The organism is Microbacterium arborescens (assembly GCF_030369635.1).
Lineage (GTDB): Bacteria > Actinomycetota > Actinomycetes > Actinomycetales > Microbacteriaceae > Microbacterium.
In genome coordinates this window covers 3,209,602-3,223,782 of the sequence record NZ_CP128474.1, presented here as the reverse complement: position 1 = coordinate 3,223,782, position 14,181 = coordinate 3,209,602, and the positions used below count along the sequence as shown (strand labels likewise).

17 protein-coding genes are annotated in these 14,181 nt (G+C 71.1%); 3 read left to right on the top strand and 14 right to left on the bottom strand.

Going from position 1 to position 14,181, the window contains the following annotated elements; all coding sequences use genetic code 11:
- Nucleotides 1-3: 3 nt before the first annotated feature.
- Both QUC20_RS15285 and QUC20_RS15280 read left to right on the top strand, forming a co-directional pair.
- Nucleotides 4-744 carry a GntR family transcriptional regulator gene (locus QUC20_RS15285; protein WP_120264028.1) on the top strand — a complete coding sequence of 247 codons (741 nt, stop codon included), beginning with the start codon at nt 4-6 and terminating at the stop codon, nt 742-744.
- Between the two features lie 53 nt (nt 745-797).
- Nucleotides 798-1,820: a metal ABC transporter solute-binding protein, Zn/Mn family gene (locus QUC20_RS15280; RefSeq protein ID WP_289330431.1), complete on the top strand. Its 1,023-nt coding sequence runs from the start codon at nt 798-800 to the stop codon at nt 1,818-1,820.
- A 19-nt stretch (nt 1,821-1,839) separates the two neighbouring features.
- Here QUC20_RS15280 and csrA read toward each other — a convergent pair whose 3' ends face one another.
- The 12 genes from csrA to QUC20_RS15220 all read right to left on the bottom strand — a co-directional run bounded on the left by csrA (nt 1,840) and on the right by QUC20_RS15220 (nt 11,637).
- A complete protein-coding gene (gene csrA / locus QUC20_RS15275) occupies nt 1,840-2,088 on the bottom strand; it encodes a carbon storage regulator CsrA (protein WP_396652159.1) in 249 nt (82 codons plus the stop codon).
- A gap of 60 nt (nt 2,089-2,148) precedes the next feature.
- Complete coding sequence (locus QUC20_RS15270; RefSeq protein ID WP_289330430.1) at nt 2,149-4,200, bottom strand: flagellar biosynthesis protein FlhA; 2,052 nt, start codon at nt 4,198-4,200, stop codon at nt 2,149-2,151.
- Complete coding sequence (locus tag QUC20_RS15265) at nt 4,197-5,288, bottom strand: EscU/YscU/HrcU family type III secretion system export apparatus switch protein (protein ID WP_289330429.1); 1,092 nt, start codon at nt 5,286-5,288, stop codon at nt 4,197-4,199. The genes QUC20_RS15270 and QUC20_RS15265 overlap by 4 nt, the downstream gene beginning before the upstream one ends.
- A gap of 13 nt (nt 5,289-5,301) precedes the next feature.
- The gene (locus QUC20_RS15260) at nt 5,302-6,063 is read right to left on the bottom strand and encodes a flagellar biosynthetic protein FliR (RefSeq protein WP_289330428.1); all 762 of its coding nucleotides are present in this window, start codon (nt 6,061-6,063) and stop codon (nt 5,302-5,304) included.
- Nucleotide 6,064: 1 nt separating this feature from the next.
- Nucleotides 6,065-6,340: a flagellar biosynthesis protein FliQ gene (gene fliQ, locus QUC20_RS15255; protein ID WP_023953659.1), complete on the bottom strand. Its 276-nt coding sequence runs from the start codon at nt 6,338-6,340 to the stop codon at nt 6,065-6,067.
- A 12-nt stretch (nt 6,341-6,352) separates the two neighbouring features.
- On the bottom strand, nt 6,353-7,057 hold the full coding sequence (fliP, locus tag QUC20_RS15250) for a flagellar type III secretion system pore protein FliP (RefSeq protein WP_289331533.1): 705 nt from the start codon (nt 7,055-7,057) through the stop codon (nt 6,353-6,355).
- Nucleotides 7,058-7,083: 26 nt separating this feature from the next.
- Nucleotides 7,084-7,641: a flagellar biosynthetic protein FliO gene (locus tag QUC20_RS15245; RefSeq protein ID WP_289330427.1), complete on the bottom strand. Its 558-nt coding sequence runs from the start codon at nt 7,639-7,641 to the stop codon at nt 7,084-7,086.
- A complete protein-coding gene (gene fliN / locus QUC20_RS15240; protein ID WP_289330426.1) occupies nt 7,598-8,248 on the bottom strand; it encodes a flagellar motor switch protein FliN in 651 nt (216 codons plus the stop codon). The genes QUC20_RS15245 and fliN overlap by 44 nt, the downstream gene beginning before the upstream one ends.
- Nucleotides 8,245-9,174, bottom strand: coding sequence for a flagellar motor switch protein FliM (locus QUC20_RS15235; RefSeq protein WP_120264037.1), 930 nt, complete (start codon nt 9,172-9,174; stop codon nt 8,245-8,247). Before QUC20_RS15235 ends, fliN begins: the two co-directional genes overlap by 4 nt.
- A gap of 587 nt (nt 9,175-9,761) precedes the next feature.
- Nucleotides 9,762-10,571 carry an OmpA/MotB family protein gene (locus tag QUC20_RS15230; protein WP_289330425.1) on the bottom strand — a complete coding sequence of 270 codons (810 nt, stop codon included), beginning with the start codon at nt 10,569-10,571 and terminating at the stop codon, nt 9,762-9,764.
- Nucleotides 10,568-11,371 (bottom strand): motility protein A, encoded by an 804-nt coding sequence (locus QUC20_RS15225; protein WP_120264039.1) that lies wholly within the window; start codon nt 11,369-11,371, stop codon nt 10,568-10,570. Before QUC20_RS15225 ends, QUC20_RS15230 begins: the two co-directional genes overlap by 4 nt.
- On the bottom strand, nt 11,371-11,637 hold the full coding sequence (locus QUC20_RS15220; protein ID WP_120264040.1) for a flagellar FlbD family protein: 267 nt from the start codon (nt 11,635-11,637) through the stop codon (nt 11,371-11,373). The genes QUC20_RS15225 and QUC20_RS15220 overlap by 1 nt, the downstream gene beginning before the upstream one ends.
- 105 nt (nt 11,638-11,742) lie before the next feature.
- On the opposite strand from QUC20_RS15220, the gene QUC20_RS15215 reads away from it, so the two are divergent.
- Entirely contained in the window at nt 11,743-12,372 is a 630-nt protein-coding gene (locus QUC20_RS15215) for a hypothetical protein (RefSeq protein WP_289330424.1), read from the top strand.
- Between the two features lie 102 nt (nt 12,373-12,474).
- Here QUC20_RS15215 and QUC20_RS15210 read toward each other — a convergent pair whose 3' ends face one another.
- Nucleotides 12,475-13,635, bottom strand: a complete 1,161-nt coding sequence (locus QUC20_RS15210) for a flagellar hook protein FlgE (protein ID WP_289330423.1) — start codon at nt 13,633-13,635, stop codon at nt 12,475-12,477.
- A gap of 88 nt (nt 13,636-13,723) precedes the next feature.
- Nucleotides 13,724-14,170 carry a flagellar hook assembly protein FlgD gene (locus QUC20_RS15205; RefSeq protein ID WP_289330422.1) on the bottom strand — a complete coding sequence of 149 codons (447 nt, stop codon included), beginning with the start codon at nt 14,168-14,170 and terminating at the stop codon, nt 13,724-13,726.
- Between the last annotated feature and the right edge of the window lie 11 nt (nt 14,171-14,181).

The following is a 14,181-nucleotide window of genomic DNA, read 5'->3' as shown; positions in this document are numbered from 1 at the left end:
CCCATGACCGCAGCGACGACGCTCGACCGCTCGTCCGATCTCCCGCTGTGGCAGCAGCTGTCGCTCGCCTTGCGTGGCGAGATCGAGTCGGGGCGCCTGCGGCCCGACCAGGCGCTGCCCTCCGAGTCGGAGCTCATCGATCGTTTCGGGGTCTCGCGCACCGTCGTCCGAGAGGCGCTGGCCGACATGGTGCGCGCCGGGCTGATCTACAAGGTGCGGGCCCGTGGCTCATTCGTCTCGCCGGCGCGACCCGACCTCCGCTTCGTCGGTTCGATGGCGGGCTCGTCGGACGATCTCGCCGGAACGGGGCGGGTGGTCACGACCCGCGTGCTCGACTTCGCGGTCGGGACCGCGGATGCCGCCGACGCCGAGGCGCTGCGCATCCCCGTGGGTGCTTCCGTGGTGCGGCTGCGTCGTCTGCGGCGTGTCGACGAGACGCCCTGGCTGCTGGTCGACACGGTGCTGCCGCACGACCGCTTTCCCACCCTTGCCCGTGCCAACCTCGAGAACCGTTCGCTGTACGAGCACCTCCGGCGCAACTTCGGGGTGCAGCCCAGCGGAGCCGACCGCTGGCTCAGTGCTGTCGTCCCCGAGCCGCCCGACGCCGAGCTCCTCGAGCTGGCGCCGGGCCAGCCCGTGCTCTCGATCGAGTCGATCGCGTGGGATGCCGACGGGCGGCCCTTCGAGCGATATCTGGCGCTCCACCGGAGCGACGAGTCGCGCTTCTACGTGGGAATCCGCTGATGTCGGGCTCCTGCGGTCAAGAGAACGATTATCAGTAACGTACAATCGAGGGTATGACCCGTCGACTCCTCCCCGCAGCCGTGCTCGTGGCCGCGGCATCCCTCGCACTCGCCGGCTGCGCCGGTACCTCCTCGCCGGCCGCGAGCGGCTCGGACGACGGAAAGATCAGCGTCGTCGCCTCGACGAACGTGTACGGCTCGCTGGCTGCCGAGGTGGGCGGCGACGCCGTCGAGGTGACCTCGATCGTGACCTCGCTCGCGCAGGACCCGCACTCGTACGAAGCGTCGGCGCGCGACCAGCTGACGGTGTCGCAGGCCGACCTCGTCATCGAGAACGGCGGGGGCTACGACTCGTTCCTCGACGGGCTCGTCGAGTCGAGCGGCAGCACCGCTCCGGTGCTCACGGCGGTCGAGTTCTCGCACGACTTCCCCGGGGCCGAGGGGCACGGGGACCACGCCGACGAGCACGCGTCCGACGAGCACTCGGCCGACGACCACGCGTCCGACGACCACGACCACGGTCACGACCACGAAGGTCACGACCACATCGAGGGCTTCAACGAGCATGTCTGGTACGACCCGCACACGATCGCCCACCTCGTCGAAGACATCGCGCACGAGCTCGGCGAGCTCGACGCGGCGAACGCCGACACCTTCGAGGCGAACGCCCAGGCGCTCATCGAGCGGATCGACGGTCTCGAGACGTCGCTCGACACCATCTCGGCGGCTCATCAGGGCGAGAAGATCTTCGTGACGGAGCCGGTGCCGCTGTACCTGGCCGCCGCGGCGGGCCTCGACAACGCGACTCCGGCCGCGTTCAGCGAGGCCGTCGAGGAGGGGCAGGACGTGCCTCCCGCGACGCTCCTCGAGGCGCAGCAGATCCTGCGCTCTGGCGACGTGCGGATCGTGATCGTGAACGCCCAGACGGGCGGCGCCGAGACGACGGAGATCACCAAGCTCGCCGGCGAGCTGAACATCCCCGTGCTGGAGTTCACCGAGCTCATGCCCGACGGCGTCGACTACGTGGGCTGGATGCAGCAGAACATCGACGAGATCTCCGGGGCGCTCGCGGGCTGACCCGCCGCCCGAAGCTCTCTCAGTCCGCCGTCGGGGCCGCGCCCTGGCGGCGGACGAGTGCGTTCAGGAGGGCCTGCTGCTCGTCCGCGGACGAGCGGGCGGCCGAGACGTTCTCGGTCTCGACGGCAGCGACGATCTCGGCGCGCTGGATACGGGTCGACCGCGGGGCTTCGATGCCGAGCCGGATGCTGTCGCCCTTGACCTCGAGCACCGTGAGCTCGATGTCGTCGCCGATGAGCACCTTCTCACCGACTCGTCTCGTCAACACCAGCACTCGATCACCCTACTTTCCGTACGCGCTGCGCGCGCTCCGCGGCCGACGCGAGTCTCATGCGGTCGTGATGGCCTGCGCGTCGCCGACGGTGTCTCGGACCACGCCCACGGTGTCGATCGCCAGGCCACCCGCCGTCGCCTCGGTGTACGACAGCACAGGCAGACCGTCCGTCTGCGACGAGATGAGGCGCCGGACGGCGGAACGCAGCGACGGGGCGCACACGAGCACAGGCTCCGGCCCCGGGCCGGCCGCCTCCAGAGCGGCGCGTGTCGAGGCCACGACCGCCTCGAGCCGATGCGGGTCGAGCGCGATGTGCGGGCCGTCCTCGCTCGGCCGCATGGCCTCGAGCATCGACTGCTCGAGCAGCGGGTCGATCATGACGATGCGCAGCCGCCCCTGCTCGGCGAACCGCGTCGCAACGGCGGGACCGAGGGCGAGGCGCGCGGTCTCGATCAGGGCGTCGGGGTCCGTCGTCGTCTTGGCGCGCAGCGCGAGTGCCTCGTAGATCCGGGTCAGGTCGTTGATCGGGATGCGCTCGGCGAGAAGGCCCTGCAGCACGCGCTGCACCTCGGCGAGCGACAGCAGCGCCGGCGTGAGCTCTTCGACGGCCGCGGGGCTGGACTGACGCAGCGTCTCGGTGAGCTGACGGACGTCTTCGCGGCTGAGCAGTCGGGCGGCGTGGGCCTGGATGACGGACGAGAGGTGCGTGATGATGACGCTCGCGCGGTCGACGACCGTCGCGCCCGCGAGCTCGGCGCTGTGCCGCATCTCGAGGGGCACCCACTTGCCGTCGATCCCGAAGACCGGGTCGGGCGACGACCGGCCGGGCAGGGTCTCGAGCCCCGAGCCGAGGGCGAGGAGCGAGGCCCGAGGCGCGACGCCGCGACCCGCCTCGATCCCGGCGACCCGGATGACGTAGGTCGACGGCGGCAGTTCGATGCTGTCGCGGGTGCGCACGGGCGGAACGATGAGCCCGAGCTCGAGCGCGGTCTTGCGTCGCAGCGAGCGCACGCGCCCGAGCAGGTCGTCGGGGCCCCCGGTGACGAGATCGACGATGTCGGGCGCCAGCAGGATCTCGAGCGCGTGCACCCGCATCCGCTCGGCCAGTTCCTCGGGGGTGTCGACGGCGCCGCGCGGGTCGACGGCGGGGGCGTCCTCGGCCGCCTGAGTCTGCTCGCGACGCCCGACCCGCTGCGCGATGAGCAGCAGGGTGGCGCCGATGACGAGGAACGGCAGCATCGGCATTCCGGGGATGAACGACATCACGATCGCCGCGCCGCCGGCGATCGACAGCGCGTTGCGCGACTGCGTCAGCTGCGCCGCCGCGGCCGAGCCCATGTCGGACTCCGCCCCCGAGCGCGTGACGATCATGCCCGTCGCGACCGCCATGAGCAGTGCGGGGATCTGCGTGACGAGGCCATCGCCGATCGTGAGCAGAGCGTATGTGTTGAGGGCTTCGCCCGGCTCCATGCCCTTCGAGAGCATGCCGATCGCGACGCCGCCGACGAGATTGATGATGATGATGACGAGACCGGCGATCGCGTCGCCCTTGACGAACTTCGAGGCACCGTCCATCGCGCCGTAGAAGTCGGCCTCGGCGGCGATCTCTGCGCGCCTGCGCCGAGCTTCGGTGTCGCTGATGAGGCCGGCGTTGAGGTCGGCGTCGATCGCCATCTGCTTGCCCGGCATGGCGTCGAGGGTGAACCGGGCGCCGACCTCGGCGACGCGCTCGGCGCCCTTCGTCACGACGACGAACTGGATGACGATGAGGATCAGGAACACCACGATGCCGATGACGAGCGATCCGCCCACGGCGATCGCGGCGAACGCGTCGATGACCTGCCCCGCGTGCGCCTCTCCCAGCACGAGCTTCGTCGACGCGACGTTCAGCCCGAGCCGGAACAGCGTCGCCACCAGCAGCAAAGAGGGGAAGACCGCGAAATCGAGCGGCCGCTTCACGAACATGGCGGTTAGCAGGATGAGCAGCGCGAACAGGATGTTCGTGATGATGAGGACGTCGAGGATCGGCGGAGGCACCGGCACGATCAGCAGCATGATGATGCCGACGACCCCCATCGGCACCAGCGACCTTCTCAGGATGTTCATCGGGGTGCCTTCCTCTCGGGAACGGTGTGAACGCCGCGCGCAGCGCCGCGGCGCTTGAGCCCGTCGACGAAGACGAGCACGCGGGCGACGGCGGTGTAGAGATCACCCGGGATCTCCTGTCCGAGCTCGCACGCGCCGTGCAGGGCGCGGGCGAGCGGGATGTCGCGGACGAGGGGGACGCCGGCCTCATGGGCTCGCTCGCGGATGCGTTCGGCGATGAGGCCCTGGCCCTTCGCCACGACCCGCGGTGCCGATTTGCCCGGCTCGTAGCGAAGGGCGACCGCGATGTGCGTGGGGTTCACGAGCACGACATCCGCGTCGCCGACGGCGGCGATCATGCGGTTGCGGCTCATCGCCATCTGGCGGGCGCGGCGCTGGCCGCGGATGAGCGGGTCGCCCTCGGAGTTCTTGTGCTCGTCGCGCGCTTCCTTCTTGGTGACGCGCGTGTGCTTGCGGTTGCGACGCATGACCACGAGGACGTCGATCGCGGCCAGCAGCACGCCGACCGCGACCGCGGTGATGAGCAGTGCGGTCACGACGTTCGAGGCGATCTCGAGCAACCGCGTGATCGGGTGCGCGCCACTCATCGTCAGCACGGGCATGAGCCCGGCGACGACGAACCACAGCGCGAGACCGATCGCGGTGGTCTTCAGCAGTGCCTTCGCACCCTCCCACAGCGCCTGCACGCCGAAGAGCCGTTTGACGCCGTTCAGCACGTTGAACTGCTCGAACCGCGTCGGCACGCCGCGCAAGTGGATGCCGCCCTGCGCGACCGACCCGAGGATCGCGACGAGCGCGACGGCCAGCAGCGCCGTGCCGAGGACGGCCGGGATGCTGCCGAGGGCCGACGACAGGACGGCGACGGCGTGCTCGGGGTCGGGGTTGCGGATGACCGCGGCGATCTCGACGAACTGCGCGGCACCGGCATCCGCGCCCGCCCCGATCATGGCGGGGAGGACAAGCGCGACGGTGCCGATGGCGAGCCAGGCGGACAGGTCCTGGCTGCGCGAGAGCTTGCCCTTGCGATAGGCATCGCGCAGCTGACGCCGGCTGGCGTGCTCGGTGCGTTCGCCGCTGTCGCTGCTCATGAGACGCCGCCGTTCATCGGGTGCCGCCGATCAGCAGCCCGGTTGCCTGGTCGGTGAGCGCCCCGACGACAGCCGGCAGGGCGAGGATGACGCTGCCGGCGAGGAGGAACGTCAGGATGATCTTCAGCGGGAAGCCGAGAGCGAACGCGTTGAGCGCCGGGGCGACGCGGCTGACGAGCCCGAGCGCGATGTCGGCGAGGAAGAGCACGAGCAGCAGAGGGCCGGCGATCTGGAGCGCGGCGACGAGCAGCTGTGACGCCGTGTCGACGAGCAGCTCGACCGGGCGAGCGAGGTCGAGCACGCCGTCGACGGGAATCGCCGCGAAACTGCGCGCGAGCCCTGCGAGGATCAGCTGGTAGCCGTTGCTCGCGAACAGCAGGGCGAGGGCGATCATCTGGAAGAGCCGCGTGAACTGGGCGCCGTTGACGTTCATCTGCGGATCGAAGCCCTGCGCGAGCTGGAACCCGCCGAAGACGTCGATCAGGCCCCCGGCCGACTGCACGACGGCGAAGCAGGTCATCACGAGGAAGCCGAGCAGTGCGCCGGTGACGACCTGTGCGGTCAACGCGAGGAAGAACGCGCCGGTGTCGAGGCTCTCGTATCCCGGCGCGACCGTGCCGCTGAGGGCGAGGGCGACCCCGATCGCGACCATCGCCTTGATGCGGGCCGGAAAGGCACCGTATGAGAAGGGTGGTGCTATGAAGATGAACGCGGTCGTGCGGACCGCGGCGAGACCGGTGGCCTCGATCCAGGCGAAGTCGAGCAGCAGCTGCATCTCAACCGCCCGAGAGCAGGTGCGGGATGCGGTCGAACATGGTGTGGGTGAAGGCGATCGCCTCGGCGATCATCCAATGCCCGCAGACGACCAGCGCGATCGCGACGGCGACGGCCTTCGGCACGAACGAGAGCGTGACCTCCTGGATCTGCGTGATCGACTGCAGGAGCGAGATGGCGAAGCCGACCACGAGCGCCGTGATCAGCAGGGGCGCGGCCAGCTTCGCGGCGAGCACGACGCCCTCCATGCCGATGTCGAGGACGGCCTCAGGGTTCACGCGTGCCCCCGGTCATCCGCCCGCTCCGTAACTCTCCATGAGGGTGCGGAGGATGAGTCCCCACCCGTCGACGAGGACGAACAGCAGGATCTTGAAGGGCAGCGAGATCATCACCGGCGGGAGCATCATCATGCCCATCGACATCAGCGCCGCGGCCACGACGAGGTCGATGACGAGGAACGGCACGAAGATGACGAAGCCGATGATGAAGGCCGCACGCAGCTCGGAGATCATGAACGCCGGGATGAGGGTGATCATCGGGACGCTCGCCGGATCCTCGGGGTTCTCGGCCCCCGCGAACCGCGTCATCAGGGCGAGGTCCTCCTCGCGCGTGAACGACAGCATCCAGGTGCGCAGCGGGTCGGTGCCGACGCCCACCGCATCGGTGAACGTCAGCGAGCCGTCGACGTAGGGCTGCACGGCGACCGTGTTGATCTCGGTCAGCACGGGCCACATGACGAAGAGGGTCAGGAACAGGGCGAGGCCCGCGAGCACCTGGTTGGGCGGGATCGTGGGCAGCGACAGCGCGTTCCGGGTCATCGCCAGCACCACGAAGATCTTCGTGAACGACGACATCATGAGCAGCAGCGCCGGGGCGACCGACAGCAGCGTGATGCCGATCAGCGTCAGCACCGACGATGAGGGCGTACCGTCGATGCCGTTGATGTCGACGGAGATGCCGCCGTTCGACGACGGCGTCGAGGCGGCGACGAGCACGAGCGCGCCGAGCGCGCCGCCGAAGGTCACGCGCCCAGGGCGCGGCGCAGCACCTGTGCGGCATCACGCGCGGTCATGATCGCCGGGCGGGCGGTGCGTTCGGCGCGGGCCTGCGATCGCAGGAGGGGCACCGGCGGGCTCAGGGGCGCGCCGCCCGCGACATCCCGCAGAGCCGGACGGCTCGTGCCGAGCTCGTCGTGCTCGGCATCCCGTGACGGGGCATCGGAGGCAGGGTCGATCCGATCGAGCATCGACACGCCGCCCTCGGTGATGCCGAGCACGTAGCGGGCGCCGTCGATCTCGACCACGGCGACCTGCGCCTTCGGCCCGATGCCGCGCTTGGCGACGACGGTGATGTCGGTGACGGCATCCGAGCGTGCCGACCTCCGGCTCCGCGCGCCTCTCGCCCGGGCGCCCGCCGCACCGCCGAGGCCGCCGATGCCGCCGCTCCGCGAGAAGCGGCGCTGCAGCACCCACACGATGCCGAGCACGACGCCGAGCGAGACGACGACGCGCAGCGCGAGCAGCAGATCGTCGATGTCAGGCCTCCGCGTTCTCGATGATCCGCGTGATGCGCACCGCATAGTCCTGGTCGACGACGACGATCTCGCCGTGGGCGATGAGCCGGCCGTTGAGCTTGACGTCGGCGGGCGCGCCCGCCGAGCGATCGAGCTCGATGATGCGGCCGGGCTCGAGGTCGAGCACGTCGCGCACGGTCATGCGCGTGCGGCCGACCTCGACCGTCAGCTCCATCTCCACGCCTGCGATGCGCTGCAGGCGACGAGGCGAGGCCGCGGCGGGGTGCGATACGCGAACCGCGAGGCGCCCGATCACGCGGGCATCCTCGTCGACGAGGTCGAACACCTGCGCGGCCGGGTGCGCGAAGAGCGACGAGGCGTCGCCGATGGTGGCCTCGCCGAGCACGCTCGGCCCGAACGCCGTCGCGGCGGCGTCGAGGGCGTCGCGCAGCCGCTCGTGCAACGGCAGTCCGGCGTCGGCGCCGACGAGGGCAGACTCGTCGAACACGACGACCGCGAGCGCCGCGCTCGTGTCGCCGACCGACGAGACGATGACCGCATCGCCGGTCTCGCCCGCGTTCGTGCCGGGTCGGGCCGTGATGCGCGACGCCGTGGGCAGCCGGTCGGCGAATGCGGCCGCGGCCGCGGCCTCGTGGGTGGTGGTGCTGGTCATGACGACTCCTCGGACAGCGCGGGGGAGAGATCGGATGCCGTCACGACGCACGCGAGGCGCGCGCCGTGCGACCCGATGGCAGCGGATGCGACGACGTGTTCGTCGACGGCGAGATCGAGGGGACGCTCGGCCGCGTGTGCGAGCGAGATGACGTCGCCGACCGCGAGGTCGAGGACCTCGGCGGGCCGCACGGCGCGCGGCGCGAGCCGCAGCGTCACCTCGACGGGGGTCTGCTCGATGTGCCGGCGGACGAGGCCGGGGTCGTTCGTCGCACGCGGCGCCGAAGCGCTGTCGGACAGGCGTTCGAGCAACGTCGCGGCGGGGAGGGCGATCGTCGCGGTCTCGGTGCGGTCGGCCAGGCGCATCGAGAACCGGGCGACGACCACGAGGTCCTGACCGCCGACGACCTGGGCGAAGGCGGCGTTGTACTGCACCGCGCCGACGCTCAGCTCGCGGGGCAGGAGCGAGCCGAGGGCCGTGCGGAGATGCCCGAGGGTCTCGTCCATGAGCGACCGGATCAGCGCCTGCTCGATCGCCGTGAGAGCGCGGGCCTCCGGGCGCTGCGAGCCGTCGCCACCGAGCATCTTCACGATCCACGACAGGGCCGACGGCAGGGGGAACTCGATGACGGCGCGGTCGTCGGAGGCCGCATCCGAGCACAGCACGAGCGTCGTCGTCGGCGGGACGGTCGCGACGTACTCGTCGTAGGTCTCCAGGCTCACCCGCTCGAGGGCGATGTGCGCGCGCACGCGGGCTTTCGCAGCGAGGAGCATCGCCCACTGACGCGCGAAGGCGTCGAAAGCCCCGGCGAGAGCGCGCGTGTGCTCACGCGACAGTGCCGCGGGTCGGCCGAAGTCGTAGCGTTCCGGGGCCGCGGTCGCGGCATCCTCGGTTCGCGCGCTCGGGGCGATCGGCACGGTCTGCACGGCGGGGACTATCGGTCACGCGTGTGGCTCCGTTAGGCGCGGGCCGCGCCCGCTCGGCGTCGCGGGCTTGGGTTGGGGTGGCAGTTCGCGCCCGCTCGGGGCCCGGGTTGGGGCGGGAGGTGCCAGCTGGGTGCTGGGGGTGGTGTGGGCTTGGGTTGGGGTGGCAGTTCGCGCCCGTTCGGGGCCCGGGTTGGGGCGGGAGGTGCCAGCTGGGTGCTGGGGGTGGTGTGAGCTTGGGTTGGGGTGGCAGTTGGCGCCCGCTCGGAGCCTGGGTTGGGGCGGGGGCTGCCAGGTGAGCGCTGGCCGCGGGCGCGCGCCAGGGTTGGGTTGGCAGGTGCTGCACTCAGTGCCCGGTTGGGGCGGGAGCTGGCGGGCAGATGCTGGCTAGGGCTCTGGTTCGGGCGCGGGCTGGACCAGGGTTGGCAGTGGCTGCCCACTCAGAGCCCGGTTTGGGGCGGGAGTTGCCATCTGGATGCTGGGTGTGGGCGCGCGTCGGCTTTGGGTTGGCAGTTGCTGCCCGCTCGGGGCCCGGGATGAGGTGGGAGCTGCCAGGTGAGCGCTGGCCAGCGCGACGGCGCGGCGCGGGGTCAGCCGTCGGCGGCGGCGAGGCCGGCGAGCTCGCCGCGCACCTGGGCGTCGGCATCCGAGAGCACGACGAGGTCGACGCGGCGGTTCTGGGCGAGGGCCTCCGCGCTCGACCCCTCCGCGAGGGGCCGTGACGACCCGAAGCCCACCGAGCTGATGCGCTCGCGGGCCACGCCGCGCGCGTCGACGAGGTAGCCGAGCACGCCGTTGGCCCGCGCGGTCGAGAGCTCCCAGTTGTCTACGAAGGGCGCGATGGCGGGTCGGGCGTCGGCGTGACCCTCGACCGAGATGAGGTGCGTGTCGGCGGCGAGAACGGCTCCCGCGGCGTCGAGCACGGCCCGGGCGCGATCGCTCAGGTCGGTGCTGTTGGTGTCGAAGAACGTCTCGGCGCTCACGAGACCGATCGTGAGACCCCGGTCGTCGATCGTGAAGGTCGCGGCGTCGCCCAGGCCCTGCTCGGCGAGAGCACCCTCGAGTCGTGAGCGCAGGTCGTCGAGCGAGCTGTACTCCTGCTCGGCCGGCGTCGGCCCGGTCGGCGTCTCGACGAACCCCTCGCCCTCTTCGTCGATGAGCTCGGGCGGCACGACGACACCCTCCGAGACGTCACGGGTCTCGGAGATCTCCGAACCGAACCCCGTCGCGAGCGAGGCGCGCAGCTGCTCGAACTTCTCCTGGTCGACGTTGGACATCGCGAACATGACGATGAACATGCACATCATCACGGTGATCATGTCGAGGTACGACGCCATCCAGCGCTCGTCGGGGCCCTCGTGCGAGGACTCCATGACGCGGCGGCGACGCGGCGCGCTCATACCCCGGCGTCCGCGGGCTCGTCGGCCGTCGCCTTCGCGCGACCGCGGCCCGGCTTGGTCTCGGGGGCGAGGGCGCGCAAGCGCTCGGCGACGAGCATCGGGGGATTGCCCGCTTGGACGGCGAGCATGCCCTCGGTCACGAGCGTCATGCGGTCGACCTCGATCTCGGCGAGGCGCTGCAGGCGGGTGCCGATCGGCAGCCAGATGAAGTTCGCTGACAGCAGGCCCCACAGGGTGGCGACGAAGGCCGCCGCGATGAGGGGGCCGAGCTGGTCGGGCTTGTCGAGGTACTCGAGCACGTGGGTGAGCGAGACGACCGTTCCCACGATGCCGACCGTCGGGGCGTACCCGCCCAGAGCGGAGTAGAACCGCGAGGCCGTGCGGCGCTCCGCGGCGACGGTGGCGACGCGGTCTTCGAGGACGACGCGGAGGTCTTCGGCATCCGTGCCGTCCGCGATGCTCTGGAGGGCGTGGCGCAGCAGCGGGTCCTTCTCGTCCGCCACCGCGCTCTCGAGCGCGAGCAGGCCCTCGGCGCGCGCCTTCTCGGCATAACCGACGACGGTGTCGATGAGCGCCTCGGTGGAGCCCTTGATGCCGACGAACGCTCGCGGCAGCGCGCGCACGGCGCCCGCGGCATCGCGCAGCGTGCCTCCGGCGATCCCGATCGCGATCGTCGCTCCGAACACCAGCACCATCGGCGCCGGCAGCAGCAGGGCGTTGAGGCTCGCCCCCTCGAGCTGGATCATCGCCCACAGGCCGCCGAAGGCCAGCAGGATGCCGATGAGCAGTGACGGATCCATCAGCGCTCGCCCCCCGTGACCGGGGAGGCCGACCCGGAGGCCGAACCGGATGCCGACCCGGAGGCCGCGGCATGGCCGAGCGCCGTCGCGAGCACGCGGGCGCGGAAATCGACGATGCTCTGGATGACGGCATCCATCGTCTCGGCGACGACGAACGTCGCCCCGTCGACCAGTGTCAGCGTCGTATCCGGGCTCGCCTGGATGCGTTCGACGAGGTCGGGGTTCACGGCGAACCGGTGGCGGTTCAGTCGTGTCAGAACGATCATGTCGCCCTTCTCGTCGGTCGGCGCGTGGGGGATCGGGGTCGTCGCGGGTACGGCGGCTCCGAGAGGACTGTCGGCAGGACGCGGCGGTCGGTTAGCGTTGCGCTCGTGTCAGCGTCGTCACCGCAGCCCTCGTTCTTCCGACCCGTCGCACCGCGGGACATCCCCGACGACGATCATCCGGCGCTCGACATGCCGCCATGGATGGGCCCGCCGTGGCACGTCGCGCCCGCGATCGTGGCGCTCGACCGGGAGGTGGGTCGCTCGTCCGACACGGTGGTGTCGCTCGTCCTCGCGCGGGTGTACCGAGAGGGCATGGCACTGCGGGTGGCGGTGCGTGTCGCCGAGACCGGTCGGCTCGCGCGGCAGCGGATCTGGGGATACCTTGACCGCGCCCACGGCCGAGGTCAGCTCGACGAGCGGTTCGATCCGACGGGCCTGCGCTGGGGAGTCCGCTTCGCCGACGGGCGCACCGTCACGACGCAGGACGATTCGCCGTGGGCGCGGGGCGACGTGACCGATACGCAGGTCGAGGGGCCGGTGCTCGAGGGACTCGCCCGCCCGCAGGGCTACGCCGACAGCTGGGAGCGCGAGTTCTGGGTCTGGCCGACGCCCCCCGGCGCGACGTTCGAGGTCGGAGTCGAGTGGACCGCCCGGGGTATACCCGAGACGGTCACCGAGCTCGATGCGGAGGCGCTCGACGCGGCATCAGCGCGAGCGCGCCCGCTGTGGCTTTGACCGGCCGCGCGCGCAACTCCTCAGAGACCGTCGCAGCCGGCGCCGCCTGCGGGTCATGCGGGCGAACCCACGGGGATTCCGAGGAGTTGTGCGCTGCGGCGATCAGCGCTTGAGGTTGGTCAGCTCCTGCAGCACCTCGTCGCTCGTGGTGATGATGCGGGCGTTCGCCTGGAATCCGCGCTGCGCGACGATCAGGTTCGTGAACTCCTGCGAGAGGTCGACGTTCGACATCTCCAGCGCCCCGCTGACGAGCCCGCCGCGATCATCGGTGCCCGCGGTGCCGACCGCGGCCGCGCCCGAGTTCGCTCCGGCGCGATACTGCGACGAGCCGGCCTTCTCGAGCCCCTCGGGGTTGTCGAACGATGCGAGCGCGATCTGCGCGAGCACCGAGGTCGCCCCGTTGCTGAACGCGCCGACGAGGCTGCCGTCGGCCGACAGGGTGTACGAGACGAGGCTGCCGGGCGCGCGACCGTCCTGCCCGCCGAGCTTGACGGTGCTGAGGTCGGCGTAACCGGTGATGGCCGAGAGGTCTACGGCGACACCCCCCGAGGTGATGGTGGCGGGCGTCGTGGTCAGGCGTCCGTCGGTGAAGGCGAGCTGCGTCGTCGCGGCGCCGTCGGTGACATCCCAGCCGCGCGCGGTGCGCGTGAAGGTCAGCGCGAGCTGCCGCGATTCGCCCTGCGCGTCGTACACGGTCACATCGCGCACGAGCTTCTCGCCGACGGCGGCGCCGGAGGGCAGGTTGCCGGTGACGCTGGCGTTCTCGGTGCGCCGCCCGGGCGAGGTCGCGCCGACGGGGAGGGCGATGTTGCCGACCGGCCCGCCCGTCGGCACGACGCCGTCGACGCTGGTCCAGCCCTGGACCAGCGCGCCGTCCTTGGTGGTCAGGCGACCGGCGGAGTCGAAGCCGAACGAGCCGTTGCGCGTGTAGAGCGTCTCGGCACCGTTGCGCACGACGAAGAAGCCGTCGCCGGCGATCATGAGGTCGGTGGGCACGCCGGTGGCCTGCTGCGACCCCTGCGTGAAGTTGGTGCGGACGGCGGCGACCTGGGTGCCCAGGCCCACCTGAGCGGCGTTCGTGCCGCCGGCGCCGGCCTGCGCCGCGCGGGAGTTCTGCACGATCTGCGAGAGCGTGTCCTGGAACTGGACCGATCCCGCCTTGAACCCCACGGTGTTGACGTTGGCGATGTTGTTGCCCGTCACATCGAGCATGGTCTGGTGCGAGCGGAGGCCGGAGATGCCGGCGTAGAGCGAGCGGAGCATGGTGTGTCCTTCGGTGAGGGGGGGCTGACGTTTTCGGTGGGACTGGCGGGATGCGCGGGGGCGAGGGGCGGGGCGTCGGCGAGGTGATTCAGGATGCGGATGCCGCGGGCGCTGCGGCATCCGTCACGGAGATCCCCGACACGACGTCGAGGGGCACGGCGGTGCCGCCGATCGTGACGAGCGGGACGCCCTTCTCGAACGACACCTGGGTCACGCGACCGCTGCGGGTCGTGCCGTCCGCGTCGACGTACGAGGCCTGTTGCCCGACGAGCGCGGCGGCGGTCTGGCGCATCGTGAGCGCGAAATGCTCCGACGAGGTCGTGGTGAGCGCGACGAGCTGCTCCATCATCGCGAGCTGCGTCGTCTGCGCCATCATCTCGTTGGTGTCGAGCGGCGAGCTCGGGTCCTGGTTCTTCATCTGCGCGACGAGCAGTTGCAGGAAGACCTCCGAGTCGAGCGTCTGCTTCGGGGCGGCGGGGGGAGGGGATGCCGTGGGCGTGGCGCCCACGACGCCGACGGGCGGAATGCTGCTCATGGGATTCTCCG

Coding starts and splice junctions, on each gene's coding strand:
- QUC20_RS15265 (WP_289330429.1), bottom strand. CDS start 5,288: ATGAGCAGCGACAGCGGCGAACGCACCGAGCACGCCAGCCGGCGTCAG.
- QUC20_RS15280 (WP_289330431.1), top strand. CDS start 798: ATGACCCGTCGACTCCTCCCCGCAGCCGTGCTCGTGGCCGCGGCATCC.
- QUC20_RS15285 (WP_120264028.1), top strand. CDS start 4: ATGACCGCAGCGACGACGCTCGACCGCTCGTCCGATCTCCCGCTGTGG.
- QUC20_RS15225 (WP_120264039.1), bottom strand. CDS start 11,371: ATGGATCCGTCACTGCTCATCGGCATCCTGCTGGCCTTCGGCGGCCTG.
- QUC20_RS15210 (WP_289330423.1), bottom strand. CDS start 13,635: ATGCTCCGCTCGCTCTACGCCGGCATCTCCGGCCTCCGCTCGCACCAG.
- fliN (WP_289330426.1), bottom strand. CDS start 8,248: ATGACCAGCACCACCACCCACGAGGCCGCGGCCGCGGCCGCATTCGCC.
- QUC20_RS15220 (WP_120264040.1), bottom strand. CDS start 11,637: ATGATCGTTCTGACACGACTGAACCGCCACCGGTTCGCCGTGAACCCC.
- QUC20_RS15205 (WP_289330422.1), bottom strand. CDS start 14,170: ATGAGCAGCATTCCGCCCGTCGGCGTCGTGGGCGCCACGCCCACGGCA.
- QUC20_RS15270 (WP_289330430.1), bottom strand. CDS start 4,200: ATGAACATCCTGAGAAGGTCGCTGGTGCCGATGGGGGTCGTCGGCATC.
- QUC20_RS15260 (WP_289330428.1), bottom strand. CDS start 6,063: ATGCAGCTGCTGCTCGACTTCGCCTGGATCGAGGCCACCGGTCTCGCC.
- QUC20_RS15230 (WP_289330425.1), bottom strand. CDS start 10,571: ATGAGCGCGCCGCGTCGCCGCCGCGTCATGGAGTCCTCGCACGAGGGC.
- QUC20_RS15245 (WP_289330427.1), bottom strand. CDS start 7,641: ATGCGGTGCGCATCACGCGGATCATCGAGAACGCGGAGGCCTGACATC.